The sequence below is a fragment of the Romboutsia sp. genome (genome assembly GCF_035470145.1).
Lineage (GTDB): Bacteria > Bacillota > Clostridia > Peptostreptococcales > Peptostreptococcaceae > Romboutsia_D.
This window is the reverse complement of record NZ_DATIRC010000168.1, coordinates 42,877-68,358: the sequence shown is the minus strand read 5'-3', so window position 1 is coordinate 68,358 and position 25,482 is coordinate 42,877. Positions and strand designations below refer to the sequence as shown.

Here is a 25,482-nt window from a genome sequence, read left to right as displayed (position 1 = left end):
TGCCTTACAAGCAGGGGGTCACAGGTTCGAGCCCTGTTAGTCCCACCATTATGCGGCCTGGTAGTTCAGCTGGTTAGAATGCCAGCCTGTCACGCTGGAGGTCGAGGGTTCGAGTCCCTTCCAGGTCGCCAATTAAATATTTCATGCTAGTGTGGCTCAACGGTAGAGCAGCTGACTTGTAATCAGCAGGTTGTAGGTTCGATTCCTATCACTAGCTCCAATCAAACTCTTAGTTTATCTAAGAGTTTTTTATATGTAAGGAAATCATATTTCATTTAGCTTATAAATAAATATAAGTTTCATTAAAATATAAATTAAATAAAATATAAAAAATAAAGCAGAAGAAAATATTAAAAATATTTTTCTTCTACTTATATCTTTCCCATCTTAAATCATTACCTATAAACTTTGTTATTCTAAATTTATCTAATATTCTAGATAAAGTTCTTTGTGTATAAACTTTACCAAGTTGCGAAGGTGTTAAATTTGTGGATATAATGATTTTTTTCCCAGAAACAAGTCTAGTGTTAACAATATTAAAAATTTCTCCGCTAGTAAATGAATTATTAAGTTCAGTTCCAAGATCATCTATTATAAGTAAATCACAATCAAATAAATTTTTATAATTTTCATCAGCTAATTTATTATTGGGATCTCTTCTAAACTTATAGTCTTCTAAAATTTCTAAAATTCTAAAAGAAGTCTGATATATAACTACATATCCCCTATCTAATAGATCTTTAGCGATACAGTTACACATATAAGTTTTGCCAAGACCAGTAGATCCATAAAATAATAAATTATCACCATTATCCTCTTCAAATTCTAATACAAATTTTTCACATATAGAAAATATATCAAGCATATTTTCTCGTGGAGATATTTTAGAATTATCAGAAGTCACAGGAGAAAATATATCAAAATTAAAATTAGCAAAATTCTCGTTACTTAAAATTCTATCTAAATTAGACATTTTATAAGCTTCATTAATAATTTCTTGTTTAAAGCAACTACACTTTTCGCCACTAGGTAAAAATCCTTTATCTTTACAGTGATTACAGCTATATTTTATTTCTAAGTAATCTGAAGGAACACCGTAATTATTTAGCAACGTATCTTTTCTTAGTTTAAGTTGGTTCATTTTTTCTTTTGATTCACTGACTATTTTTTCTCTAGAATTAGGATCTAATAGAACTGCTTTAGCTAATTTCAAGCCAATTTTAGATATTTCATCTTCAATTTGTTCTATTTCAGGTATTTTTGTATAGATTTCCTTTTTTCGATTTTCTAAATCAAGTTCATCTTGATCTCTTTTTTGTTCATATTTTAAAAGTATATTTCGTATTTTATTATCGTTCATTTAATCACCTACTTAAATTTCTCTCTCTGACTTTTTTCAATAATTTCATCTAATTCTTCAGGTGTATATTGAGTAAATGTTTCATTAAAATTATGGAATTTAGTTCTTTTGTAAGTATCATTATTATTAGCGGCATTGGTAGATACTTTGTTGTTAATATTTACTTTATTTTTTTGAGTTTCTTCATCTTTTTTCAAATCTTCTAGGTTCTTTATATTTTTATTGTTCCAACTTTTTATAATGCCATTTATATAAGATACAGATGGATTTGAAATATTTTTAGATTTAGAACAAGCTTTAAGTATAAGCTCAATATCCATATCAAATTTATCAAACCATTCATCAATAAGTTGTTTTTCAGACCTAGATGGTTGTCTAGAAAATCCTAATTCATTAAAAATAGTTTTATACAACATATATCGTTCACTTCGAACAGCAAAACTTTCTTCAACATCTTGAGGTGTATATAAATTAGCATCGTACCAATTTCTAATTATTCCTTCTATATACTTTACTGGTTTAGAAGAACCAGTTTTATCCCTAACATGTTCATAAGCACACAGTATCATATCTGGGTTCATATTATATTTATTCATTATATCTAGGATACTAATTTTTTCACCTGGATCAAGATGTCTTCCAACAATTTGATTTATAGAGTTAAACATTTTTCTAATACTAGGATTCTCTGCAACAGAAACAATGCTACTAGTATTTGATTTAATAGATTTAGTATTAACTATTATGTTTTCCATATATAATTTCTTTAAATCTAAAAATTCTACAGAATAGTCAAAATCATCCGATCCATCATTTTTATGAATTTTAATGATGTTCTTATTTTCCCAAAATTTCCAAGCAGATATTACATCAGAAAGAGGGATATTTAAATTTTTTGCGATAGAATTATTATTAAATTTAGGGCTACAGCTAGGATCACAAGCATTTTTATAACCTAAAAGATAAACTTTCACGTATAACCCGTCCGCCATTGGCATAAATATATCTATAAAGATATTTGCAATAGCAGTTTCGCCTAAGTCAGCCTCATTAACTTCTTTGAAAAACATTTTATCACCTCATTTTAAATTATATCATAAATACGTATATTTAATTGCAACCTACAATTATCAAAATGAATTATATCATAAAAAAGCATTATAAATTTATCTTGTAAAAAAAATCTTAAATTATTCATATTAAATAGGAGGAGATAATTTGGTAATAAACTTCAACAAAAAAATAAGAAAAAGATTATCAATAGTAGTTGTATTTATTCTATTGATAGGAGGGGGAGGATATCTACTAAAAAACGAAAGTAGTGTAGAAACATTAAAGCCTAATGACAAAAAGAGTATAAATAGATATACTATGGATGTGGTTTTTGATGATGAAAGTAAGCGTTTAATGTGTAATCAAAATATAGAATATATAAATAATACAAAAATTACTTTAGACAAACTATATTTCCATATATATCCTAATGCATTTTCTAAAAAAGAATTTGCTCCTTTTGAGAAATCAGAAATGAAACAAGCATATCCGAATGGATTTAATGAAGGATACATAGATTTAAAAAATATTTTAAATAATGATAAGAAATTAGAATACGAGATAAAAGGTGATAAAAATGACTTGCTCGAAATAAAATTAGGTAAACAATTAAATCCAGGAGATAAAATATCAATAGACATGAAATATAATGTTAAAATACCTAATTCAGAAGGAAGATTTGGCTATGGAGATAATACTATAAACGTAACTAACTGGTTCCCTATAGCATGTGTACATGATGATAGAGGATGGAATTTAAAAGGTTATGAAACAGTAGGAGATCCTTTTTATAGTGAAACTAGTGATTTTTATGTAAATATGTTAATTCCAAAAAAATATAAGATGGGTTGCACAGGAAACATAGTTAATGAAACATCAGATAATAAGAAGACACTTTATAAAATAGAAGCAAAAAAAGTTAGGGATTTTGCTTTCATATTGAGTACTAAATTTGATATAAATAAAGATTTTTATAAAGGTATATCAATTAATACATATAATTTAAATAAAAAAATTTCAAGTGATGCTACTAAGATGGCAAAGGATTCTATTGCAATTTTTAGTGAATTATTTGGTCAATATCCATACGAAACATATTCTGTTATGGCTAGTGATTTTTATATAGGAGGTATGGAATATCCTACACTAGTTATGATAGATCAAAGTTTATATACGGAGAAGAATAAATTTTTACTTGAGTATGTAATAGCACATGAGACTGCTCATCAATGGTGGTATTCAGTAGTAGGAAATGATGAAATAAGTGAACCATGGCTAGATGAAGCGCTTACTGAATATTCTACAGTATTGTATTTTGAGAAAAAATACGGAAAAGAAGTTGGAGAAAAACTAATTAAAACTATGGAAATTCAAACTAAGAATCATGCTAGTGAAAATATATTTAAGCCAACAACTAAGTATAGAAACTCTACAGATTATAGTTTGAATGTATATACTAAAGGGGCGTTAGCTTTTAATGAAGTAAGAAAAAAAGTTGGAGATAAAGTATTTTTTGATACATTAAAAAAATACTATAGTACATATATGTATGAGAATGTAAATGGAGTAAAGTTTGTGGAATTATGGAATAGTAAAGGTATAGATATAGATAGAATAATAAGAGAATACAAGTAAATTTTAACTAGAGTATTAAATTTTTATTTAATGCTCTAGTTTTTTGGTATAATATATCTTATGACTATGAGAAAACGAGGTGACCGAATGCTAAAATATTGTTCAATAGGAAGCGGAAGTAGTGGGAACTGTCATTATATAGGATATAAGGATACATCTATACTAGTTGATGCAGGTCTTAGTGGTAAGAGAATAACAACAGGACTTAGTGATATAGAAGTAGATATAGATAAGGTAAAAGGAATATTTATAACACATGAACATTCAGACCATATAAAAGGTGCAGGAATAATATCTAGGAAATTTGATATACCTATATTTGCAAATATAAAAACATGGTGTGCGATGAAAGATAAATTAGGTGATATTAAAGATAATAATATGAAGGTGTTTGAAAATGATAAGACATATTCATTAGGTGATATAGTAATAAGACCTTTTTCAATATCTCATGACGCTTCAGATGCAGTAGGATATAATCTTTATACAGGTAATGAAAAAATGTCTATAGCAACAGATATAGGGACTATAACAGATAATATAAAAAGGCATTTATATAAATCTAAGTTAGTTGTATTAGAATCTAACTATGATCCTAACATGCTTATGATGGGATCTTATCCATATTCTCTAAAGAAAAGGGTAATGTCAGAAGAAGGGCATTTATCTAATGAAGATGCAGCTAATTTTTGTATTGAGCTTATAAAAGAAGGAACGGAAAGAATTTTGTTAGCGCATTTAAGTAAAGAAAATAATTTTCCAGAGTTAGCATATGAAACATCTAAGGGGATACTAACTCAAAATAATATAATAGTAGGACAAGATGTTAAGTTAGATGTTTTATCAAGAGATGAAGTATCGGATGTTTATAATGTAAGATAACATTACAATGCAACGGATTAAGGAGACAAAATATGAACATAACAGTTATTAGTGTAGGTAAGTTAAAAGAAAAATATTTAAAGTTAGGAATAGAAGAATTTTCAAAGAGATTATCTAAGTATTGTAAATTAGACTTGATAGAGTTAGACGATGAAAAGTGTCCCGAGAATTTAAGTCCAAAGGATATGTTAATAGTAAAGGATAAGGAAGGTAAGAAGATTCTTAGTAAGATAAAGCGTAACAGTTATGTTATAGCTCTTGCAATAGATGGTAAAAATTTATCTTCTGAGGAATTAGCGGAAACTATCAGTAAACTTGCTGTTAGAGGTAATAGTCATATAACTTTTATTATAGGTGGATCGCTAGGGCTTTCTGATGAGGTGTTAAGTAGAGCGGATTACAAGTTATCTTTTTCTAAGATGACTTTCCCTCATCAATTAATGAAATTGATATTGTTAGAGCAAGTTTATAGAGCATTTAGAATAAATAATAATGAACCGTACCATAAGTAACGGAGCACGGTTTATCAAATATTTAAAAAGGTATAGAATTAGATTTAATTCTATACCTTTTTACTATTATTTATAAATAATTTTATGAATTAAGTAGCAAAGACTTAAGCTCATCAAAATTAGAAATCTCATAGGTAGGTTTTATTGAAGTTTCATTTATAATCTTGTTAGGGTTATACCAACAGGTATCTATACCAAAGTTTATCCCACCTTGTATATCAGAACTTAAACTATCCCCTACTATTAAAACTTTGTTTTTATCAAAAAAATTTATATTTTTTAAAGTATGTTCAAAAATCTCAGGATTTGGTTTTGATATTAATATTTCTTCAGATATTACTATAGTCTCAAAAAATTTTGCTATAATAGATTTTCTGATTCTTTTATCTTGAACTAAGGTAAGACCATTAGTTACTATAGCAAGTCTGTAAGACTTGTTTAGAGTTTCTATAAGCTCGATACTATTATCATATAAAAATGATGCATCGGCTAAATACTCCATATATAATTTTGCAAAGTTAGTTTCATCAAAACTTACTTCTAATCTATCTGATAATCTTTTAAATCTTTCTATCTTTAATTTTTCTTGTGTAATAAGTCCTTGTTCAAATTCTTTCCATAGAATCGTATTTATTTCTTGATAAATTTTTAAATGATAACGTTCATCATATTTTATGTTAAACTTAAGCATTGTGTTTTTAAATGCTTCTCTTTCAGATTTTTTAAAATCATATAATGTTTCATCTGCATCAAATAATATAACTTCATATTTCATAATATGTCCTCCAAATTTTATATAAATAATTTAATTATTAAGTAATTTAAGTTGTTTTTGTTTATAGTTTTCATCAGATTTTGAATTAAGTATAATACCTATTAAAAATAGTACACATCCTACTACCTTCCCTATAGAAAAAATATTGAAGTATAAATAGTCTATAATTGCACTTGTAAGCATTTGACCTATAAAGCGAAGTATAACTGTATATACTGTTGGTATTTTATGAACTATTACATTGAATATATAAGTAGTTAAAACACCTATAACTCCACCTAGAAAATAAACTAAAGAAGTGTTAGTTATAGTGGGAGTATTTGATGCAAATTTTAACATAATAAAGCAAAAAATAATAGAAGCTAATGTAGCAGTTAAATAGTTTAAAACCACACTATTTATAATACCTATTCGCTTAGATAATTCTCCATTTAATATCATACTTATAACAATTAATACTCCTGTCAAAAATGAAAAAAATATATACATTATATGCATCTCCTTATAATAAAATCATAAAAATTAAACCTGTTATGATTAGTGAAAAGCTTAATATTTTTTCTTTTCTTATTTTGTTAACCTGAACACCAAATAATCCAAAATGGTCTATTAACGTAGATATTACAAGTTGTCCAAATAGACCAATACCTGCGGTAAGTGTTATCCCTATTTTGGATGAAGACAGGTTATTTAAGAATATAACTAAAACACTTAGTATACCTGGTATAAAAAAAATAACAGGTATTTTACTGAGTTTAGGAAGTTTATTTTTTCTTACTACTGATACTAGTAAAGTTAATAGAAATCCTAAGATATGATAAATTAATGTACTAAGATATAAACCTATCTTTTCTGATATAACACCATTAAAAAATATCATTATAGCGATAAGAACACCATTTAAAACAGCTAAGTTCTTGTATGTATTCAAATTTATACACCCCTCTTTACAAACTTCTATAAATAAAATAATATATTTATAAAAGTCAGAACATGACATTGGTCATGTTAGGAGGAGTTATGAAAAGAGTTTTTGACAGTAAGCTTTTGATCCACTATATTAAAAAGCACAATATAGAAAGTATATTTGATGATGAAATATTAAAATATGCACAACTGCATTTCTATGAAGGCGAAGAGTATATATTAGAGTCAGGGGAAATTCTCGAGTATTATTATTTACTTGTTGATGGAAAAATTAAAATTTATTATCCTTTTGAGAATGGAAAGTCAATGACTTTAAAGTTTTATAAAGATTTTAATACAATAGGAGATTTAGAACTTTTAAAAGGTATACCTATACTTTGTAATATTGATGCAGTAGAAGATACTTTTTTGATAGCAATACCTTCTACTATACTTAGAGAAAAGCATTTTGATAATGTAAAACTTTTACACCATTTGGTAGATTCTTTGAGTGAAAAACTTTATGGAACTATTAATAATAGCTCATATAATTTTGTATATCCACTTATCAATAGAGTAGCTAGTTATTTAGTTGAACATCTTACAGACAAAAATTATATAATTTTGAATTCATCATATTTAGACATTGCCCAATTTTTAGGTACAACATATAGACATTTGAATAGAACTCTTAAAGAAATGGAATCAAAATCAATTATAAAATGTGGTGATAAAAAAATATATATATTAGATATAAACAAACTTAGAGAATTATCTAAGAATATTTATGTAAAACCACTTTAGAATATAATTTAAAAAAATTTTATATAAAACGACCTCCGTTAGAGGTGTAACGGAGAACCGTATCATAAATAACTGAGCTAGGACTTGTATAATTTAGTGAGCTATAGATTTTAATTTATGAGATAAAAATAAGTACCTATTCGAAAGGTACTTATTTTTCTTTACAAAAGAACCCCTTAAAATTGACAAATCTGTCAATTCTAAGGGGGTTATTTATTTAAAGTGATTTAATTAACTCTTCTAACTTTTTAGATAAAGTTTTTGCACGTTCAAAATCAGTACCCTTTAAAGCAGAAGCTATTTCCATTTCAACTAATTTTTTCTTTTCTTCAATTTGCAGATAGTCTTTGTCAAAATGATTAGCATAAATCATCTTTCTAAATTTACGCATGCTCATTTTTCTAATTGTCTTATCTTCAATAAGTAAAACATAATCCGCACAGTTAACTATAAAATGATAATCATGAGAAATCATTAAAATAGCACTTTTGTAATCTGCTATGGCTTTTTCTAGAGCCATTTGAGAATAAATATCTAAGTGGCTTGTAGGCTCATCCATTAGTAACATATTTGCTTTACTAGCAGAAACCTTCGCCAATTGAAGTATATTTTTTTCTCCACCAGATAAAGATTCAATTTTTTGTGTAAGTATATCTGAATCAAAACCATATCTTCCAACATATCTTCTAATTTCACCATAAGTCTCAAATCCAACATCATAGAACTCTTGAAGTATTGTATTAGACTCATTTACTACTTCACTTTGCATTTGAGATAAGTAAGCTAGCTTAATGTTTTCACTTATTTCAATAGAGTTATTATTATTTTTAAATATTTCTTTTAATAAAGTAGTTTTTCCTACACCGTTTGTACCAACAATAGCTACTTTATCAGTAGATTTTATCTCGAAGTTAACATTTTCTAAAAGAACTTCATCAAATGATATACCAAAATCACAAGCCTTTAAAGCAATAGTTTCTTCAATTTCATTATTTGTATCTAAATTGATATACGGTTGTTTAATATCTACAAATGGTGCTTTAATTCTTTTGGCTTCTAATCTTTCTTGGATTTTAACTCTAGCTTTTAGAGCTCTACCTCTAGAAGCTTCAGCATTATAGGTTGCTTTCTCTCTTAATATTTCGATTAAAGCTTCATTTCTCGCAATTTCTTCTTCATCAGCAATAGCCATTTCTTGTAACTCGATTTTAGTTTGAAGAAGAGAGAAGTTGTAATCGGTATATCTGCCATCAAATTCTTGTAGCTCTGTATTCTCAAGATGGATAATTTTATTAAAACAATGATTTAATAAATATCTGTTGTGTGTAATAACTAAAATTGTTTTCTTATGAGAATTAATTAAATTTTTAAGAGCGTTAAGGTTTTCAAAATCTAAGAACACATCTGGCTCATCCATAATCATTAAATCTGGGTTATTAAGCATTTCCTTAATAACTTGAATAAGTTTAAATTCTCCACCACTAAGTTCAGAGATCATTCTATCTTTATGCTTAGTTAAATTTGCAAGATTTAGTTTCTTATTAATGTTGCTTTCATAATCATCACCATCAATTGCATCAAATGCATCTAAAGCTTCTTGGTACTTTTCTAGTAAAACATCAATATCAGAAGATGTTTCCATTTCACTGCAAATAGATGCTATTTCATCTTGTAGCTTGATAAATTGATCAGCTATATATTCGAAAACTGTAGTTTCTTTTATTTTGTCTAGTTGTGAGAACTGACTTACATACCCAATTCTTAAATTTGGATTCATTTCTAACTTACCATCAAATATATATCTTTCTGGATACATTATTATATCTATAAGTGTACTTTTTCCGCTACCACTTGCTCCTATAAAAGCACAATGTTGACCATCTTCTAATGTAAATGAAACCTTATTATATAGATCTCTTTGCGGAAATGAGTAGGACAAGTTGTCAATTTTTATCATATAATTACCTCTCTTTATCATTTAAAAAAATTCGCTTTGCTTGAGCGACGTGTCGGCGAATCGCTTCACGTCGCCAACGACCTAAAGGTCTGTTGCTGCATAAGATGTAAAAAGAGCCTATAAAAATAAGCTCTTTAATATATAATCAATCTCAATTTTGTAATTGATAGTATATATAGTAACGACATTTTTTTGATTTCTTTTGATAGCATAACACTTTTTAAGGCTAATTTCAATTATTTAAAATTGGATTTTTTCGTAGCAAATCCAAGACATTGACATGTCTAGATAAGTAATTATGAAATAAAGAAATTACGCTCCGTAGAGCAAGGTACGGAGAACCGTACCATAAGTGATGGCAGTTGTAATAGAGAGCCAAGTGCCAAAGTTATAAATCAAAAACACCTTTACATACACGAATGAATTTTTATGTATACATTGGTATTACTTGTTTTAAATAAACTTTGGTCACTTTTTCGAAAATATGCTAGGTAGGCCTAGAGAATTAAATAACTATAGCAAGAAAAATAAGTTATTCTAAGCATTTCGGGAGTTAGGTAATGTTATTAGAACAATGTATTTACTTGATTTTATATCAGACCTTGAACTAAGAGAAAAGATAACCGAAAGTACTAATAAAACAGAATCTTATAATGCTTTTTCTAAGTGGTTTTTCTTTGGTGGAGAAGGGGTTATACGTGAAAATAATCTAGATGACCAAACTAAAGTTATTAAATATAATGAATTGCTTGTTAATGCTGTGATACTTCAAAATACAATTGATATGGGAAATGCTATCAAATATCTGAAAGATGAGGGTATTGAGATTTCGAAACAGGATATTAAGAATTTAAGTCTTTATTTGACCAGTCATATTAATGTGTGTACAGAAGATGTGGCTGGTTTTTACACGTATCTCGGTCTCCTCCGTACTTCAGAATAATAATAATAATAATACCTATTGACATTGGAGCTAGTCCAAGGTTTATTATTTACTTAGATGAATTTTAATGATTCTATCAATAAATATTACAAAAGGGGAATACTATCATGAATGGATGTAACGCAGTATTAACAAGAAATACGGAAAACGCAGTATTAGCAAGAAATACGGAAAATGCACCAAAAAGTTCTCTATATTCACAAACTGTAGCTTTCTCTCATTACAATAATCTTTCAGCTCAATTACCTATCGATCCAAAATCTGGTGAATTAGTAGCTGGTGGTATAAAAGAGCAGGCTGAACAGTGCTTTAAAAATATCAAGGCAATTGTAGATAGCATCGACCATGCTATGAGCGATGTTGTTAGAATCACTGTATTCGTTAAGAATATAAAAGATATTGACGCTGTAGACGAAGTTTATAAAACATTCTTCACAAGCTATGTTCCTACACGTACGATAGTTGCAGTTGCAGCTTTACCTATGGATGCTTTAGTACAAGTTGAAGCACTTGTTTCAAACGGTGAAGGTACAATTCCAAACGCACCACAAGCAGGCGACCTAATAAAGCTTACAAATAACACAGCAAATGCGCCAACAAGTACTCTATCTACGCAAACTGTAGCTTTCTCTCATTACAATAATATTTCAGCACAATTACCTATTGATCCGAAATCTGGTAAATTGGTAACTGGTGGTGTAAAAGAGCAAGCTGGACAATGCTTAAAAAATATAAAGGCAATTTTAGAAAGTATCGATGTTCCTTTTGACGACATTGTCAAAATTAATATCTTCCTTAAAAATATATCGGATATTGAAGCTGTAAATGAAGTTTATACAACATTTTTCCCAGACTCGGCTATCGCTAGGGCAGTAGCTTATGTTCCTGCACGTACAATAGTTGCAGCTTCAGATTTACCTATGCATGCTTTAGTTCAAATTGAAGCAGTTGTATCACACGGAGATGGTACACCTCCACAAGCTGTTGAAGACAGACATGGAATCATCATAAATGCAAACAATACAGAAAATGCACCAATATGTCCTCTATCTACACAAACTGTAGCTTTTTCTCATTACAATCATATTTCAGCTCAATTACCTTTAGATGCAAAAACTAATGAAATTGTAGCCGGTGATGTGAAAAAACAAGCTGGACAATGCTTAAAAAATCTAAAGGCAATTGTAGAAAGCATCGATCACGTTATGGACGATGTGGTTAAGGTAAACATTTTCCTTAAAAATATCGCAGATATTGATGCTGTAGACGAAGTTTACTCAACATTCTTCCCAGGCGGTGTTCCTGCACGAAGAACAGTTGGAGTATCAGCTTTACCTAAAGATGCTTTAATACAAATCGATGCAGTTGTATCAAACGCTGAAGGAACACCTCCAAAAGCATAACAGGCATTTGTTTGTAAATACAGGAACTATCAAAGTTACTTGTTGATGCCGACATACATATAAAAATAGGCCACATACTGGAATCAATATCCAGCATGTGGCTTTAGTTATTGAACAATATAAGAAGATAGCGAACCAATTTAACTACATGTTATGCTTATTAGTGGCTGTTAAAGAAGTAATTTATTAGGATTTCTCTACTACATAAATGATATTCATTCTGCAGTCAAGAGTTCCTTGTAGTTTTGTAAATTCAATCTCTTGCTTTACAATAAGTTCCCAAAACTCTTTATCTTGTCTTGCATTTTCTAATGCATCATTTCTTGATTGAGAGAACAAATCTGCTGAACTTTTTTCTACAACTTTTACTGAAAAATTTGAAAAGAGGGTATCCATTTCAGAACTCCTCATCATATGCACATAGTGCTTACTTGGGACAGGATAATGTTCTTCATCTTGAACCTCTGTATCAAATAACCATTTAGTTGCTTCAATTCCAAATAAGTTTTTTTCCTCCTGGATACCATCTAAATAAAATAATGATGCACCTATGAAACTCATGGCTACGATAATCAGTTTGCCTCCCGGTCTTAACACTCTAGGCCAACCTACGTTTTTTCTGCAAAATCGCACCAAAGTTTGCTCAATATAAGTTATGCCAATGAATGTATTAATTTAATAGGATAGATTCTTTTTTTATATTTAGGTCTATCAGTTGATTTACCTGATACTGCTTTATCTATGAACATTTTATCTATCACGATATCGTGAAGCTTAGAATACATTTTGATTTTATCTTCTTGGTTCTTTAATGATGTATTATCTACTTGCATTATTGTAGATATCCTACAATAGCCTACTGCTCTTTTCTTAATGTTTTCCTCCAAATGTATTTTATATAATAGTGTATCTCTTCCTAGGGACAACGAGATACGTGTAAAAATCGGCCACTTAATTTTGAAGTTCTTGCAATTACTGTCTTTGGTGATATTTTAGTATCTGCGTTTTTTTCGACTTTTTTGATCAAGCAAACTTTGGTGACTTTTTTCGCAAATGTGCTAGTAAGCCCTACAGAGCTTGGCGTTACTCAAAGGTCAACACGAAATTTTCAATTAATTTAATAATTCTAAGTATTGTATCTAGGTAGGATGGAGGGAATATATTTATAAGTTATTGATACAAAAAGTCTAGTAGAGTATAATTATTTTAGCTGATTTGAAGATTTTAATGGAAGGAATGTGTGAATATACTTATGAAGGATAAATTCATAATAGGAGATATGGCAAAGCTTTTTCATGTAAGTACAGATACACTAAGACACTATGATAGAATTGACCTATTAAAACCTGAGCATAATATGCAAAGTAAATACAGGTATTACAGTATCAGAAGCTTCTTCAAGTTAAGTAGAATCCTTTTTCTTAAGAATCTTGATATTTCCCTAGAGGAAATCAAGACGTATATGAATAATAAAAATAGAAGTAATTTATTGAGCTTGCTTAGGAAGAAGGAAGAGGAAATTGATGCTAAAATCATTACACTGATGAACCTAAAGAAGAAAATTAATGCTAAGCTTGGGCTGCTGGAAAGCATAAACGGTGAGCTAGACCAGGTAAAAGTAAAAAGAATTTCAGAGCGAATCGGTGTTTTTCTGGACATGAATTATATTGAGAACGACTTTGAAATTATAGAGAACTTTAAGAAAAATAAAAAATACTTAAAAAATAGCTCTTGGCTTATTGAGGGCCAAGTGTATACTTCATTGTCAAAAGAAAATATGGAGAGTGGAATTCTAAATAAGTTTAGATATTTTATTGAAGTTATAACATTAGACTCTCAACCATGCAAACAGGTGAAGATAATCCCTGAAAATGATTATGCATGCATTGCTTTTCTAGGGCCTTATAGAGATATGGGAAAACATTACAAACTACTTATACAATGGATTGAAGACAACGGATATCAAATAGTAGGAGATTCCATCGAAAAGAACATTGTAGATTATGACTTCTCAGATTTAGAACATGAGTACATTTCTGAGATACAAATACCCATTAAGAAATTATAGTGATAGAAATGGTGTTGGGTATCAAAGTTATCCAGTTGTTGAGATTGATATCAAAATTGAAAGCTACACATACATTTAATACAGTGAATAGTATTACAAGTAGTGGATTTTTTACAATAAATAATAAAAATATATAGACTAACCTTTGAAATGTTTATGAGTAACAATAAAGGGTTAGTTTTTTGGTTATAATAGAAGATATAAAATACATATGCTAATTTGAGCAAAGTTTGTCAATATAGGAAGAATATGATATTATATAATCCTATAAAAACTTCCTATTTTTACGAATTTTGAGTTTACAATTATTGTTATTGCAAAGTTGTAAAAAGGGAATTTAAAATAATTTTTATATATTAATTAATAATAATGAACGGAGGAAATAAAATTATGGAAAATTTACCAAATTGTCCTAAATGTAATTCAGAATATACTTACGAAGATGGAAGTCTTCTTGTTTGCCCAGAATGTTCTTATGAATGGTCTTTAGAATCAGGAAACGATGAAGATTCAAATGTTATAAAAGATGCAAATGGAAATGTATTAAACGATGGAGATGCTGTAACAGTAATAAAAGACCTTAAAGTAAAAGGAAGTTCATCATCTATAAAGATAGGAACAAAAGTAAAAAGTATACGTTTAGTTCCTGATGCAGCTGATGGACATGACATTGAGTGTAAAATAGATGGTTTCGGAGCGATGAAGTTAAAATCTAGTGTTGTTAAAAAAGCATAAATGTGGTTTTAAAATAGATAAACATATTTATATATTAAATTAAGATTTTAAGTCAATTAAAAAATATGATACCTATAGACTTAGGTATCATATTTTTATTTTTGGACAATTAATTATTAATGCCTATACCTTTTGATTTAAGTTTTTCTAACATATCTTTAGTCATCTTAGCCAAATCATACTCAAATTTAAATCCCCATTCATTTACAGCACATGATGCATCTAATGAATTAGGCCAAGATTCAGCTATAGCTTGACGTACAGGGTCCACATTGTATCCAAATTCAAAATCAGGTATATGTTTTTTGATTTCAGCAGAGATTTCTTCAGGATCAAAATTCATAGCAGTTATATTGAATGCATTTCTATGAATTAATTTAGAACCATCAGCTTCAATTAGATCAACTATAGCGGCAAGAGCATCTGGCATATACATCATATCCATTTTTGTTCCTTTAGCTATAAATGAATCATATTTTTTATTCTTTAATGCTTCATAATATATATCAACCGCATAATCTGTAGTACCGCCTCCAGGAGGTGTTACATATGATATTAAGCCAGGAAATCTCACACCCCTAGTATCTACTCCGTATTTATTAAAATAATAGTCACATAATAACTCTCCTGCTACTTTAGTTACTCCGTACATAGTACTAGGTCTTTGAATAGTATCTTGTGGAGTTAAGTCTTTAGGAGAACTAGCACCAAAAGCAGCTATAGAGCTAGGAGTGAATAATTTACAGTTAAGCTCTTTACAAACCTCTAAAACATTAGTTAATCCACCCATATTAAGTTTCCAAGCAAATTGTGGGTTTTGTTCACCTACTGCAGAAAGTAGTGAAGCTAAGTGAATTATAGTATCTACATTATATTTTTTTGCAATTAACGCCATAGAGTCAATGTCCATAACATCTAGTGTTTCAAAAATACCATCTTTTGCAACTTCACTATTTTCAATATAACGTATATCCGTAGCTATAACATTATTAATTCCATATTCATTTCTAAGTTTTGAAGTTAACTCAGACCCTATTTGTCCTAGTGCTCCTGTAATAAGTACTTTTTTCATCAAATTTTACCCCCTGTAAATTAATTTGAAAATAAAGCTTTATATTATTCCTAACTCTTTACCTACTTTTTCATATATAGCTAAAGCATTATCTAACATATCCTTTGTATGAGCAGCAGTTGGCATATTTCTAACTCTTCCTGTTCCCTTTGGTACTGTAGGAAAGACGATAGACTTAGCATAAACCCCTTCTTCTAAAAGCCTCTTACTAAATAATTGAGTTTTAGTTTCATCTCCTATTATGCAAGGTGTTATAGGTGTTTCGCTATTACCTATGTTAAAGCCTAAAGATTTTAAACCATTTTTCAAATAATTTCCATTTTCCCATACCTTATTAACTAAAAAATCACTTTCTATAAGAAGGTTTATAGATTCTGTACAAGCAGCTGCAGCTCCAGGAGTTAAAGATGTTGAGAATAAGAACGGTCTACCTCTTACTTTTAACCAATCAATAAGGTCTTTTGAGCCAGCAACATATCCGCCAACAACACCTATAGCTTTAGATAAAGTACCTATTTGAAAATCTATTTTATGAGATAGTCCAAAATGTTTGCATGTTCCAGCACCTTTTCCAGTAACACCAGAACCATGAGCATCATCAACATATGTAATTAAATCAAATTCTTCTGCTATTTTAACTATCTCAGGTAATTTTGCAATATCTCCATCCATTGAGAATACGCCATCAGTTATAACCATTATTTTATTATATTGACCACTTTCTTGAGCAACCTTAGCCTTTTCTCTTAAATCATTCATATCTGAATGCTTGTATCTTATAACTTTAGCTCCAGATAACCTGCATCCATCTATTATTGAGGCATGGTTTAATTCATCTGATAATATAGCATCATTTTTATCCATAATCGCAGATATAGCACCCATATTACAGTTAAAACCTGACTGAAAAGCAATAGCAGACTCAGTTCCTTTGAACTTAGCTATAGTATTTTCAAGTATATCATGAACTTCAAGCGTTCCATTGATAGTTCTTACAGCACCAGCACCAACACCATATTTATTTACTGCATTAATTTCAGCCTTTTTTAATCTATCATTTGTAGCAAGTCCAAGATAATTATTAGAAGATAAATTTATTAAATTCTTGTTATTTATTGTTATTATTGGACCATTAGAGCTTTGAAGTGAATCTATTTTATTATAAAGACCTTTTGATTTAAGCTCTGTTAGATTTTGTGATAAAAATTTAGATAAAGATTTATTTTTAGTAGCAATATCAATACTCATTTAAACCCTCCTTTAATTAAAAAACTTTTATATATAAAGTTTTTTTATAGAATACTGTAAATAATAACTATTTTTATAGATTAAACATATTTAAAATAGTATCATTATTATATATATGTATGTTTTAAGCTAATAAATAATTCGGAATTTAATAATTAGGGTAATGAAAAGGAAAGATTACGATGACAAAAGATACTACTAAATTCATTAGAAAGTTTAGTAGTATCTTTTGTTTTATAACTAGTATTAATGGTATAATTAAAATATATATTTTAATTACATAAAGGGAATAAAATTAAAAGTTAAAAAAAATAGTCATTTGAAATTTAAACTATAAAATTAAACTTAATATATAAATAAGAGAAAATTTATGAAAATTAAATATATATGTAAAATTTAAGAAAAACTTGAGAAAATAAAAATCAACAAAAGAGATTAAAAAATAATAAAAATCTAGAAAAAAACTTAATAAAACAAAGTCGAAATATAATTTTTCATGATTTATATATTGTTTTTTAAAAATTTAAAAAAATTAAAAAATATCTATTGACCATTACGTAACGTAACCTTATAAAATGATATTAGGCAATAGCTTTGGGGGAGATATAATGAAAGAAGAACGTTTATATACTACAGGTGAATTTGCTAAAATGGCTGGGGTAACAATAAGAACCATTAGATACTATGATACTAAAGGTATACTTAAACCCTCTCATCATAATAGCTCAGGACATCGGTTATACTCAAATGAAGATTTTATAAAGCTAAAGAAAATATTAGCTTTAAAATACTTAGGTCTATCATTAGACGAAGTTATGAACACTGAATTATATAGTTTTGAAAAAGATGATATGGTTAATTCTTTAAGATTACAAAAAAATATCATTAAAAATAAAATAAATCATATGAAAACAGTGTTAAATGCCATAGAAACAGCAGAAGTTAGCATTCAAAATGATGAAAACTTAGACTGGAATAAGACTATAGACATAATAAAAATACTAGAAAATGAAAAAGTATTATTACAACAATATGTAGACTCATCAAATTTAAATGCGATTGTTAAACTGCAAGATAGATTTAGTTCTAATAAACATGGTTGGTACAACTGGACATTCAGCAATCTAAAGTTAAAGAAAAATTATAAAGTTTTAGAAATAGGATGTGGGAATGGAGCTTTATGGGCTAAAAATATAGAGTATTTAAATGACAGCATAGAAGTAACCTTAACAGATATCTGCCAAGATATGATTAATGATGCACAAGTTAATCTTGATGGATATGATAAAAGGTTCAATTTTCAGATAGCAGACCCAAATAACATTCCTTTTGAAGGTGAAAGCTTTGATATTTTCATAGCGAATCACGTATTATTTTATATGAAAGATTTAAATAAAGTTCTTTCTGAAATTAAGAGAGTATTAAAAATAGGAGGACATTTCTATTGTTCAACTATTGATAATCATCATATGAAAGAATTAGAAGAACTTATGCTAGGATTTAATAATAATATAAAAATTTCTGAAGAAAGACTCTCAAGTAAATTTGGATTAGATAATGGCGAAAGCATTTTAAAAAAATATTTCTCTGATATACAGAAACATTTATATGAAGATAAGTTAATAGTTAATGATACAAAAGGTATACTAGAATATATATACTCTATACCAGGAAATATTTTAGAAGTAATAGATACTAAGAAAAAAGAATTTGAAATTTATGTTGATAAAAATATACAACAAAATGGAGAAATTCATATAACAAATAGTCAGGGTCTATTTGAAAGTATAAAAATTTAAATTAAAAAAGAATTGATTTTTAGTTTTAGTTTAAATTTAATCCAACAATGTTTAGAATGGTATTTTTAATTAAGCTTTTAATAAATTTATATTTTGTGTTTGAAATATATTTAAAAGTTGTATTTTATGCTTTTAAGATAACGGTTTCAATGTTAAAAAATAATCAAAAATAGGTTATTTTTAATGATAAATATTTAAAATGTTTATTTATTTATTAAAAAATAAAATTAAACATTTTTTTATTTAAAAACATAGAAAACGTTTTTTTCAGACAATAAAATAAAAAATTTTTAAAAAATATATTGATTTTTGTAAAAAAATGGATTACAATGAAATTGTCAATAAGTTAACATAAAAAGAAATAAGTTAACGAGTTTATTAGACAAAATTTTACAACAGATGGAGAGGGAATAGTTATGGGAATTAAAGTAACAAGTGAAATCAAACCGTTAAAAAAAGTTCTACTTCATAGACCAGGTGCAGAAATAGAAAATTTAACACCTGACTATTTAGAAAGATTATTATTCGATGATATTCCATTCTTAGAAGTAGCTCAACAAGAGCATGATGCATTCGCAGAGACTTTAAGACAAAATGGGGTAGAAGTTGTTTACTTACATGAATTAGCAGCTGAAGTTATAGCTGATGAAGAAATAAGAGAGCAATTTTTAAGTCAATTCATAGAAGAAGCTGGAATAACAAGTCCAGAATTACATAAAAATGTTTATGAATTCTTAAATAATATAGAAAACAATGAAGAGTTAATCAGAAAGACTATGGCTGGTATAAATAAAAATGAATTACCACAATTAAATAAAAAGAGCTTATCTGATTTAGCAGAAGATGATTATCCATTTGTAGCTGATCCAATGCCAAACTTATACTTTACAAGAGATCCATTTGCAAGTATAGGAACTGGAGTAAGTTTAAACAAAATGTACTCTGTAACAAGAAACAGAGAAACAATATATGCTGACTATATATTCAAATATCACAAAGACTTTAAAGGTGAAGTAGAAAGATTCTACGATAGAGATTTTGAATCTCATATAGAAGGTGGAGATATATTAATCTTAAATGAAAAAACATTAGCAATAGGTATATCTCAAAGAACTCAAGCTGATGCAATAGAGCATATAGCTAAACAAATATTCTTTAAGAGTACTAATAAAGATATAGAAACAATATTAGCATTTAATATTCCAAACAATAGAGCTATGATGCATTTAGATACAGTATTTACTCAAATAGATGTTGATAAGTTCACTATACATCCAGGAATACAAGGACCTTTACAAGTATTCGAAGTAACTAAAGGAGAAGTAGAAGGTGAATTAAAGATAGAAGAAGTTAATGCTCAATTAGAAGAAGTATTGGCTAAACACCTTGGAGTAGAAAAAGTTACATTAATCCAATGTGGTGGTGGAGATAAAGTTATAGCTGATAGAGAACAATGGAATGATGGTTCAAATACATTATGTATAAAACCAGGTGAAGTAGTTGTTTACTCTAGAAACTATGTAACTAATAGAATATTAGAACAAAATGGTATAAAAATACACGTAATACCATCAAGTGAGTTATCAAGAGGACGTGGGGGCCCAAGATGTATGTCAATGCCTTTAGTTAGAGAAGTATAATAATTGATAATTACTCAATAAAATTAAAAAATAGCTTAAAAACATATATATAAATAAAAAAAACTTCTTTAAAGGTTCAAAACTTGAGTCTTTAAAGAAGCAAATAAAATAAATTTTTAAAATATAAATTTTATTATAACTTATTAGGAGGATTTTTACAATGGCAGTTAATTTAAGAGGACGTTCATTTTTAAAATTATTAGATTTTTCAAGTGCGGAAATAAGATATTTATTAGATTTATCTAAAAACTTAAAGGATTTAAAAAGAGCTGGTGTGGTAAATAGAACTTTAGAAGGTAAAAACGTTGTTATATTATTCGAAAAAGATTCAACTAGAACTAGATGTGCATTCGAAGTTGGAGCAATGGATTTAGGAATGGGTGTTACTTACTTAGGGCCAACTGGTTCTCAAATGGGTAAAAAAGAATCTATAGCAGATACTGCTAGAGTTTTAGGAAGAATGTACGATGGTATAGAGTACAGAGGATTCTCTCAAGAAATAGTTGAAGAATTAGCTGCTCATGCTGGAGTACCAGTATGGAACGGATTAACTGATGAATTCCATCCAACTCAAATGATAGCTGACTTATTAACTATAGAAGAAAAATTAGGAAGATTAAAAGGCGTAAATTTTGTTTACATGGGAGATGCTAGAAACAACATGGGTAACTCTTTAATGGTTGCTTGTGCTAAGATGGGATTAAACTTTACAGCTTGTGCTCCTAAAGAATTATTCCCAGATGCAGAATTAGTAGCTACTTGTGAAGCAATAGCTAAAGAAAACGGATGCACTATAACACTAACTGAAGATGTTATGGCTGGAACTAAGAACGCTGACGTTATATACACTGACGTTTGGGTATCTATGGGAGAACCTGCAGAAGTTTGGGAAGCTAGAATAGCTCAATTAAAGCCATTCCAAGTTAACAAAGCTGTTATGGATAACGCTCATCCAGAAGCTATATTCATGCACTGTTTACCAGCGTTCCATGATACAAAAACTAAAACAGGAGCTGAAATGGCTGAAAAATTCGGTATAACTGAAATGGAAGTTACTGATGAAGTATTTGAATCTAAGCAATCTGTTGTATTTGATGAAGCAGAAAACAGAATGCATACTATAAAAGCTATAATGGCTTCTACTATAGGACAATAATCTATAGTAAACAAGTTAAGTTAAGGAAACTACCACTTTCAAGTGTGTAGACAGCTCATAATAATATGATTTAAGTTAAACATTGAGATGGTGGTTTAAATAGTAAAAGTTGTATAAAGGAAATTAAGTAACCCCCATTTTGTTATAGAAAAATATAGATGGGGGTTATATTTATCTAAAATATATTTAATAGAGGTGTAATATTATGAAGAGATTAGTTATAGCACTAGGGGGAAATGCATTAGGAAATAATCCAGAAGAACAATTAGAATTAGTTAAACATACAGCAAAAACAATAGTTGATCTTTCTGAAGAAGGTTACAACGTAATAGTTGGACACGGAAATGGACCACAAGTAGGAATGATAAATTTAGCTATGGATTTTGCAGCTAATAATGGTGCAAATACTCCAAGTATGCCATTTGCAGAATGTGGATCAATGAGTCAAGGATATATAGGATACCATTTACAACAATCTATAAAAAATGAATTAAATGCTAGAAAAATAAATAAGAATGTTGCATCTATAGTAACTCAAGTTGTAGTTGATGAAAATGATGAAGCATTCAAAAATTTAACTAAGCCAGTTGGTATGTTCTACTCTAAAGAAGAAGCTGACAAAATAGCTGCTGAAAAAGGATTTACATTTGTAGAAGATGCAGGAAGAGGATATAGAAGAGTTGTTGCTTCTCCACAACCACAAAAGATAGTAGAATTAGAAACAGTTAAGCAATTGGTTGATAACGGAAGTATAGTAATAACTGTTGGTGGTGGTGGTATACCAGTAATAGAAAAAGAAGACGGATCATTACATGGAGTAGCTGCTGTTATAGATAAAGATAAATCAAGTGCTAAATTAGCTAAAGATCTTGATGCTGAAATGTTAGTAATATTAACTGCTGTTGATAGAGTTTGTATAAACTTCAATAAACCAAATCAAGAAGCATTAGCATCTATAAATCTAGAACAAGCTGCTAATTATATAGAAGAAGGTCACTTTGCACCAGGATCTATGTTACCTAAAGTAGAAGCATGTGTAGATTTCGTACAGTCATCTACTGGTGGTAAAGCTTTAATAACTTCTTTAGAAAAAGCTAAAGAAGCTTTACATGGAACAACAGGAACTATAATATGCAAAGCTAAAGAAACGTGTAACGCATAAAGAATATATTATAAAAGGAAATGTTATTCTTATACAGGATAATATTTCCTTTATTTTTAAAAAATGCTATTATATAAAAAATGTGTAGTTTGAAATTATAAATAAAAAATTGAAGTTTTATGTAATGATTTTAGAGGTTTTTATAGAGGTATACTCTTAAAAATAATAGACAAAATTAAAAAACAAAAGGGGGAGAAACAAAATGTCTCAAGACAAAAAGAAAAAATTTAAATTCCCATCTGCGTATACTGTATTATTAGCAATAATGATATCTATCGCATTAATAACTCAAGTTGTACCTGGAGTTAAGAAAGCTCAATTACCTGATTTAATTATGGCACCAGTAACAGGTATGATTGGGGTAAAAGATTTAGCTCTAGATGAAGCTATAAGTACTTCTATGGATGAAGGTGGAGTAGACGCTGCATTAAAAACAATAAATGACGCAGAAGGTTCATACATGAATGTATGGAATGATGGACAACTTAAAGGAGCAATAGATGTTGCTTTATTCGTACTTATAATAGGTGGTTTCTTAGGAGTTGTAACAAAAACAGGAGCTTTAGATGCTGGAGTTGGAGCACTTGTTAAGAAATTAAAAGGAAAAGAATTAATGTTAATACCAGTTCTAATGTTTTTATTCTCATTAGGTGGTACTTCTTACGGAATGGCTGAAGAATCTTTAGCATTCTATGCATTAATAACTGCAACTATGATGGCAGCTGGATTTGACCCAATAGTAGGGGCAGCTACATTATTACTTGGTTGTGGTGTAGGAGTTTTAGGGTCAACAGTAAATCCATTTGCTATAGGTGCTGCAGTTTCAGCAGCAGGAGCAGTAGGTGTAGAAATAAATCAAGGTAGTATAATAATATTAGATACTGTATTATGGCTTGCAACTTTAGCAATATCAATAATGTATGTTATGAGATATGCTAAAAAAGTTTATGCAGATAAAAATGCTACAATATTATCTAAACATGAATTAGATGCAGCTAAGGAAGCATTCAGTAAAGATTCAGGCGAAATATTAGAACTAGATGGAAAGAGAAAGTTAGTTTTAGTTGTATTCGCATTATCTTTTGTAGTAATGATAGCAAGTGTTATACCATGGAATGATTTTGGGGTAACTATATTCGATAATACTACAGCATGGCTTAATGGCTCTCCTTTAGGTACTTGGTGGTTCCCAGAGTTAACAGTATGGTTCTTCTTAATGTCTGTTATAATAGGTTTAGTTTACAGAATGCCAGAAGAAGATATAGTTGGTTCATTTATAGCAGGAAGTGCTGACATGGTTGGAGTTGCTCTTGTTATAGGTATATCAAGAGGGGTATCTTTCATGATGGCAAACTCAGGATTAGACTTATACATATTAGACAGAGCATCAGGAGTATTAAGTGGAGTATCAGGTATGTTATTTGCTAACATGGCATACTTAATATACATAGCATTATCATTCTTAATACCATCAACTTCTGGACTTGCCTCAGTTTCTATGCCAATATTTGCACCATTAGCACAAAAGTTAAATATTGCGCCAGAAGTAGTAGTTGCTGCATTCTCTGCAGGAAGTGGTATAGTAAACTTAGTAACTCCAACATCAGGAGTTGTTATGGGTGGTTTAGCAATAGCAAAAGTAGATTATTCTACATGGGTTAAGTTTGTAACTAAATTATTAGTAATAATATTTATTGTTACAGTAATTGTATTAGCTGTTGGACCTATGATATTAGGAATGTAATATAAGATTAAAAACTATTGGTAATTGAATAAATATACATTTAAAAAACAAAACCATAAGGCTTTTAAATACAAGCTTTGTGGTTTTGTTTATATAATAGTATAATTTATATATGCATAAAAGTTTTCGATAAGGATAGGTGAGTGACATGAGTTTAACTAGCTTTTTAAGTTGTTTCTATTTTGCATTTACAATATTACTTTTACTAAAGAAAAATACTATGGGGAAGACATATATTATATTTGGTGTGTTAACATATGTTTTTGTAATAGGATATTCATCGATTCCAAAGATTCCAGTAGTAATTCAAGGATTTAGTATATTTATTATTTTCTCTTTAATGGTAATGCTATTTGGGTTAATGTTTGGTCTTATAATGAAGATGTTTAAGAAAAGTAATAAAATTTCTACAATAATGGCAATATTATCTTCAAGTTTATTAATAATTATATTATTCAATATTAGAGGATATCTAACATACATGTATATACCAGTATTATTATATATGATACAAAATAAACTTAATGTAAAAATAGATGAATCAACAGTTGTACTAAATAAAAAATACATATAGTTAAGAATAAAGACCTCAAAGTATCTTAGGATTTGATATTTGTAGGTCTATTAT

At 28.7% G+C, this 25,482-nt stretch carries 23 protein-coding genes, 2 tRNA genes and 1 pseudogene; 16 read left to right on the top strand and 10 right to left on the bottom strand.

Annotated elements, in window-relative coordinates; all coding sequences use genetic code 11:
* Nucleotides 1-54: 54 nt before the first annotated feature.
* A tRNA-Asp gene (locus VLM92_RS07030) sits at nt 55-131 on the top strand.
* A 14-nt stretch (nt 132-145) separates the two neighbouring features.
* Nucleotides 146-220, top strand: a tRNA-Thr gene (locus VLM92_RS07025).
* Nucleotides 221-367: 147 nt separating this feature from the next.
* Here the strand turns inward: VLM92_RS07025 and VLM92_RS07020 are convergent.
* Both VLM92_RS07020 and VLM92_RS07015 read right to left on the bottom strand, forming a co-directional pair.
* Nucleotides 368-1,360, bottom strand: a complete 993-nt coding sequence (locus tag VLM92_RS07020) for an ATP-binding protein (RefSeq protein ID WP_325275633.1) — start codon at nt 1,358-1,360, stop codon at nt 368-370.
* 8 nt (nt 1,361-1,368) lie between these two features.
* Nucleotides 1,369-2,430, bottom strand: coding sequence for a DnaD domain protein (locus tag VLM92_RS07015; RefSeq protein WP_325275632.1), 1,062 nt, complete (start codon nt 2,428-2,430; stop codon nt 1,369-1,371).
* Nucleotides 2,431-2,578: 148 nt separating this feature from the next.
* Here VLM92_RS07015 and VLM92_RS07010 point away from each other — a divergent pair, with 148 nt between their 5' ends.
* The 3 genes from VLM92_RS07010 to rlmH all read left to right on the top strand — a co-directional run bounded on the left by VLM92_RS07010 (nt 2,579) and on the right by rlmH (nt 5,442).
* Entirely contained in the window at nt 2,579-4,048 is a 1,470-nt protein-coding gene (locus tag VLM92_RS07010) for a M1 family metallopeptidase (protein ID WP_325275631.1), read from the top strand.
* Between the two features lie 87 nt (nt 4,049-4,135).
* Nucleotides 4,136-4,930: an MBL fold metallo-hydrolase gene (locus tag VLM92_RS07005; RefSeq protein ID WP_325275630.1), complete on the top strand. Its 795-nt coding sequence runs from the start codon at nt 4,136-4,138 to the stop codon at nt 4,928-4,930.
* Between the two features lie 32 nt (nt 4,931-4,962).
* Nucleotides 4,963-5,442: a 23S rRNA (pseudouridine(1915)-N(3))-methyltransferase RlmH gene (gene rlmH / locus VLM92_RS07000; protein ID WP_325275629.1), complete on the top strand. Its 480-nt coding sequence runs from the start codon at nt 4,963-4,965 to the stop codon at nt 5,440-5,442.
* A gap of 82 nt (nt 5,443-5,524) precedes the next feature.
* On the opposite strand, the gene VLM92_RS06995 is transcribed toward rlmH, so the two are convergent.
* From VLM92_RS06995 to VLM92_RS06985, 3 genes are read right to left on the bottom strand one after another with little or no spacing between them, the layout of a single operon-like run.
* Nucleotides 5,525-6,217, bottom strand: a complete 693-nt coding sequence (locus VLM92_RS06995) for a YjjG family noncanonical pyrimidine nucleotidase (protein ID WP_325275628.1) — start codon at nt 6,215-6,217, stop codon at nt 5,525-5,527.
* Nucleotides 6,218-6,247: 30 nt separating this feature from the next.
* Nucleotides 6,248-6,706 carry a DMT family transporter gene (locus tag VLM92_RS06990; protein WP_331681708.1) on the bottom strand — a complete coding sequence of 153 codons (459 nt, stop codon included), beginning with the start codon at nt 6,704-6,706 and terminating at the stop codon, nt 6,248-6,250.
* 13 nt (nt 6,707-6,719) lie between these two features.
* Complete coding sequence (locus VLM92_RS06985) at nt 6,720-7,148, bottom strand: DMT family transporter (protein WP_325275626.1); 429 nt, start codon at nt 7,146-7,148, stop codon at nt 6,720-6,722.
* An 89-nt stretch (nt 7,149-7,237) separates the two neighbouring features.
* Here VLM92_RS06985 and VLM92_RS06980 point away from each other — a divergent pair, with 89 nt between their 5' ends.
* The gene (locus tag VLM92_RS06980) at nt 7,238-7,927 is read left to right on the top strand and encodes a Crp/Fnr family transcriptional regulator (protein WP_325275625.1); all 690 of its coding nucleotides are present in this window, start codon (nt 7,238-7,240) and stop codon (nt 7,925-7,927) included.
* 217 nt (nt 7,928-8,144) lie between these two features.
* On the opposite strand, the gene VLM92_RS06975 is transcribed toward VLM92_RS06980, so the two are convergent.
* Nucleotides 8,145-9,884, bottom strand: coding sequence for an ABC-F family ATP-binding cassette domain-containing protein (locus VLM92_RS06975; RefSeq protein WP_325275624.1), 1,740 nt, complete (start codon nt 9,882-9,884; stop codon nt 8,145-8,147).
* Nucleotides 9,885-10,437: 553 nt separating this feature from the next.
* Between VLM92_RS06975 and VLM92_RS06970 the strand changes: the two are divergent.
* Nucleotides 10,438-10,827: pseudogene (locus tag VLM92_RS06970) on the top strand (Tn3 family transposase); the annotation flags it as partial.
* Between the two features lie 107 nt (nt 10,828-10,934).
* A complete protein-coding gene (locus VLM92_RS06965; protein ID WP_325275623.1) occupies nt 10,935-12,230 on the top strand; it encodes a RidA family protein in 1,296 nt (431 codons plus the stop codon).
* Nucleotides 12,231-12,416: 186 nt separating this feature from the next.
* On the opposite strand, the gene VLM92_RS06960 is transcribed toward VLM92_RS06965, so the two are convergent.
* Together VLM92_RS06960 and VLM92_RS06955 are read right to left on the bottom strand one after the other, a co-directional pair.
* Nucleotides 12,417-12,863: a hypothetical protein gene (locus VLM92_RS06960; protein ID WP_325275622.1), complete on the bottom strand. Its 447-nt coding sequence runs from the start codon at nt 12,861-12,863 to the stop codon at nt 12,417-12,419.
* A 20-nt stretch (nt 12,864-12,883) separates the two neighbouring features.
* Entirely contained in the window at nt 12,884-13,117 is a 234-nt protein-coding gene (locus tag VLM92_RS06955) for a recombinase family protein (RefSeq protein ID WP_325275621.1), read from the bottom strand.
* A 365-nt stretch (nt 13,118-13,482) separates the two neighbouring features.
* On the opposite strand from VLM92_RS06955, the gene VLM92_RS06950 reads away from it, so the two are divergent.
* Together VLM92_RS06950 and VLM92_RS06945 are read left to right on the top strand one after the other, a co-directional pair.
* The gene (locus VLM92_RS06950) at nt 13,483-14,298 is read left to right on the top strand and encodes a MerR family transcriptional regulator (RefSeq protein ID WP_325275620.1); all 816 of its coding nucleotides are present in this window, start codon (nt 13,483-13,485) and stop codon (nt 14,296-14,298) included.
* 390 nt (nt 14,299-14,688) lie between these two features.
* Nucleotides 14,689-15,033 (top strand): zinc ribbon domain-containing protein YjdM, encoded by a 345-nt coding sequence (locus VLM92_RS06945; protein ID WP_325275619.1) that lies wholly within the window; start codon nt 14,689-14,691, stop codon nt 15,031-15,033.
* Nucleotides 15,034-15,142: 109 nt separating this feature from the next.
* On the opposite strand, the gene VLM92_RS06940 is transcribed toward VLM92_RS06945, so the two are convergent.
* Nucleotides 15,143-16,105, bottom strand: coding sequence for an L-threonine 3-dehydrogenase (locus VLM92_RS06940; RefSeq protein WP_325275618.1), 963 nt, complete (start codon nt 16,103-16,105; stop codon nt 15,143-15,145).
* 39 nt (nt 16,106-16,144) lie between these two features.
* Nucleotides 16,145-17,353 carry a glycine C-acetyltransferase gene (locus VLM92_RS06935; RefSeq protein WP_325275617.1) on the bottom strand — a complete coding sequence of 403 codons (1,209 nt, stop codon included), beginning with the start codon at nt 17,351-17,353 and terminating at the stop codon, nt 16,145-16,147.
* A 608-nt stretch (nt 17,354-17,961) separates the two neighbouring features.
* Here VLM92_RS06935 and VLM92_RS06930 point away from each other — a divergent pair.
* The 6 genes from VLM92_RS06930 (at nt 17,962) to VLM92_RS06905 (ending at nt 25,428) form a co-directional block, all read left to right on the top strand.
* Nucleotides 17,962-19,152, top strand: a complete 1,191-nt coding sequence (locus tag VLM92_RS06930) for a MerR family transcriptional regulator (protein ID WP_325275616.1) — start codon at nt 17,962-17,964, stop codon at nt 19,150-19,152.
* A gap of 416 nt (nt 19,153-19,568) precedes the next feature.
* A complete protein-coding gene (arcA, locus tag VLM92_RS06925; RefSeq protein ID WP_325275615.1) occupies nt 19,569-20,792 on the top strand; it encodes an arginine deiminase in 1,224 nt (407 codons plus the stop codon).
* Nucleotides 20,793-20,952: 160 nt separating this feature from the next.
* A complete protein-coding gene (gene argF / locus VLM92_RS06920) occupies nt 20,953-21,948 on the top strand; it encodes an ornithine carbamoyltransferase (RefSeq protein ID WP_325275614.1) in 996 nt (331 codons plus the stop codon).
* Between the two features lie 205 nt (nt 21,949-22,153).
* Nucleotides 22,154-23,110 carry a carbamate kinase gene (gene arcC, locus VLM92_RS06915; protein WP_331681707.1) on the top strand — a complete coding sequence of 319 codons (957 nt, stop codon included), beginning with the start codon at nt 22,154-22,156 and terminating at the stop codon, nt 23,108-23,110.
* A 202-nt stretch (nt 23,111-23,312) separates the two neighbouring features.
* On the top strand, nt 23,313-24,854 hold the full coding sequence (locus tag VLM92_RS06910; RefSeq protein ID WP_325275613.1) for a YfcC family protein: 1,542 nt from the start codon (nt 23,313-23,315) through the stop codon (nt 24,852-24,854).
* 148 nt (nt 24,855-25,002) lie between these two features.
* Nucleotides 25,003-25,428 (top strand): hypothetical protein, encoded by a 426-nt coding sequence (locus VLM92_RS06905; RefSeq protein ID WP_325275612.1) that lies wholly within the window; start codon nt 25,003-25,005, stop codon nt 25,426-25,428.
* Nucleotides 25,429-25,482 lie beyond the last annotated feature (54 nt).

Coding starts and splice junctions, on each gene's coding strand:
- VLM92_RS06935 (WP_325275617.1), bottom strand. CDS start 17,353: ATGAGTATTGATATTGCTACTAAAAATAAATCTTTATCTAAATTTTTA.
- VLM92_RS07015 (WP_325275632.1), bottom strand. CDS start 2,430: ATGTTTTTCAAAGAAGTTAATGAGGCTGACTTAGGCGAAACTGCTATT.
- VLM92_RS06965 (WP_325275623.1), top strand. CDS start 10,935: ATGAATGGATGTAACGCAGTATTAACAAGAAATACGGAAAACGCAGTA.
- arcA (WP_325275615.1), top strand. CDS start 19,569: ATGGGAATTAAAGTAACAAGTGAAATCAAACCGTTAAAAAAAGTTCTA.
- VLM92_RS06980 (WP_325275625.1), top strand. CDS start 7,238: ATGAAAAGAGTTTTTGACAGTAAGCTTTTGATCCACTATATTAAAAAG.
- VLM92_RS07005 (WP_325275630.1), top strand. CDS start 4,136: ATGCTAAAATATTGTTCAATAGGAAGCGGAAGTAGTGGGAACTGTCAT.
- VLM92_RS06990 (WP_331681708.1), bottom strand. CDS start 6,706: ATGTATATATTTTTTTCATTTTTGACAGGAGTATTAATTGTTATAAGT.
- VLM92_RS07020 (WP_325275633.1), bottom strand. CDS start 1,360: ATGAACGATAATAAAATACGAAATATACTTTTAAAATATGAACAAAAA.
- VLM92_RS06975 (WP_325275624.1), bottom strand. CDS start 9,884: ATGATAAAAATTGACAACTTGTCCTACTCATTTCCGCAAAGAGATCTA.
- argF (WP_325275614.1), top strand. CDS start 20,953: ATGGCAGTTAATTTAAGAGGACGTTCATTTTTAAAATTATTAGATTTT.
- rlmH (WP_325275629.1), top strand. CDS start 4,963: ATGAACATAACAGTTATTAGTGTAGGTAAGTTAAAAGAAAAATATTTA.
- VLM92_RS06940 (WP_325275618.1), bottom strand. CDS start 16,105: ATGAAAAAAGTACTTATTACAGGAGCACTAGGACAAATAGGGTCTGAG.
- VLM92_RS06930 (WP_325275616.1), top strand. CDS start 17,962: ATGAAAGAAGAACGTTTATATACTACAGGTGAATTTGCTAAAATGGCT.
- VLM92_RS06950 (WP_325275620.1), top strand. CDS start 13,483: ATGAAGGATAAATTCATAATAGGAGATATGGCAAAGCTTTTTCATGTA.
- VLM92_RS06905 (WP_325275612.1), top strand. CDS start 25,003: ATGAGTTTAACTAGCTTTTTAAGTTGTTTCTATTTTGCATTTACAATA.
- arcC (WP_331681707.1), top strand. CDS start 22,154: ATGAAGAGATTAGTTATAGCACTAGGGGGAAATGCATTAGGAAATAAT.
- VLM92_RS06945 (WP_325275619.1), top strand. CDS start 14,689: ATGGAAAATTTACCAAATTGTCCTAAATGTAATTCAGAATATACTTAC.
- VLM92_RS06910 (WP_325275613.1), top strand. CDS start 23,313: ATGTCTCAAGACAAAAAGAAAAAATTTAAATTCCCATCTGCGTATACT.
- VLM92_RS06995 (WP_325275628.1), bottom strand. CDS start 6,217: ATGAAATATGAAGTTATATTATTTGATGCAGATGAAACATTATATGAT.